Genomic DNA, 1,232 nt, shown 5'->3' with positions numbered 1-1,232 from the left:
TCCCCGAGCACGACCACCCGCACGAGCAGGTTGGCGTGGTCACCGAGGGGACCATCACCTTCGTCGTCGACGGCGAGGAGTCCGTCGTCGAGGCGGGCGACACGTACGTCGTCCCGGGCGGCGAGCCGCACGCGGTGCGCAACGACGGCGAGGAGCGCGTCGTGGGGTACGATATCTTCTCGCCGCCGCGGGCGAACCCCGACTGGGGAACGGACGCTCGCTGATCGCCGAGACGCGGGCAGCGCCCGCCACGGTCACGCCCCCTTTTACCGGTGCGACCCGAAACGGGAGACGACCATGGCACGCGCGAGCGCCGGAGCGCGGCTCCACTTCGGCTTCTGTAACCTCAGCCTCTCGCACGAGCGGCTCTACGGGGCGCTCGGGCTCGGCCTCCGCGAGCCGCGCGTCGTCGTCGACGCTCAGCCCGCGGACGAGGTGGCCGTGACGGTCGCCGACGCGGTCGATCCGGACCCCGGGCTCGCAGCCGATGTCCGCGAGTACGCGGCCGCCGCCGTCGACCTGCTCGCCGTCGACGGGGCGCGGATCGCCGTCCGGGAGTCGCTCCCGCGACACGCCGGGCTCGGGAGCGGCACGCAGCTGGCGGCGGCGACGCTCGCGGCGGTGGCGGCGGCCCACGACGAGCCGGCACGCGTCCGGGAGCGCGCGCCCGCGCTCGGCCGAGGCGGGCGCTCGGGGTCGGCGTCGCCACCTTCGAGGCCGGCGGGTTCGTCCTCGACGCGGGCCACCCGACCGCGCAGTTCACGACCGACCGGCCCGCCGACGGCGCGTGGACCGTCCCGCCGGTGGCCGCCAGACATCCGGTGCCGGACGACTGGCGGTTCCTGCTCGTCCGGCCGGACGCGGCGCCGGGCCGGAGCGGCGACGCCGAGGACGACGCGATGCGGACCGCGGTCGAGCGGGCGGCGCCCGGGCGCGCCGACCGGATCGGCGGGATCGTCACCCGGCGCGTGCTCCCGTCGATCGCGGCCGGGAACGCCGAGTCGTTCGGCGCGGCCGTCGCGGAGATCGGCCGGCTGAACGGCGCGTGGTACGCCGACGAGCAGGGTGGCGTCTACCGTCCCCCCGTCGGTGACGTGGTGGCGTCGCTGTCGGCGTCGGAGCGGTGTTCGGGGCCGGCCAGTCCTCGTGGGGGCCGGCCGTGTACGGCGTCACCGACGCCGAGCGCGCCGAGGCGGCCGCGGCCGCCGGGGAGCGCGCGCTCGACGCGGCCG

At 77.3% G+C, this 1,232-nt stretch carries 1 protein-coding gene and 1 pseudogene; both read left to right on the top strand.

Annotated features, from left to right (window positions below):
* Positions 1–224 (top strand): cupin domain-containing protein (locus GJ633_RS16785; protein ID WP_156589661.1); only part of this gene is annotated, 224 nt, incomplete at its 5' end.
* 73 nt (positions 225–297) lie between these two features.
* Positions 298–1,232: pseudogene (locus tag GJ633_RS16780) on the top strand (beta-ribofuranosylaminobenzene 5'-phosphate synthase family protein); the annotation flags it as partial.

Source organism: Halorubrum sp. CBA1125 (genome assembly GCF_009742825.1).
In the GTDB taxonomy this organism is placed as follows: domain Archaea; phylum Halobacteriota; class Halobacteria; order Halobacteriales; family Haloferacaceae; genus Halorubrum.
The sequence above is the reverse complement of the archived record's forward strand: the minus strand, read 5'-3'. Positions and strand labels throughout refer to the sequence as shown.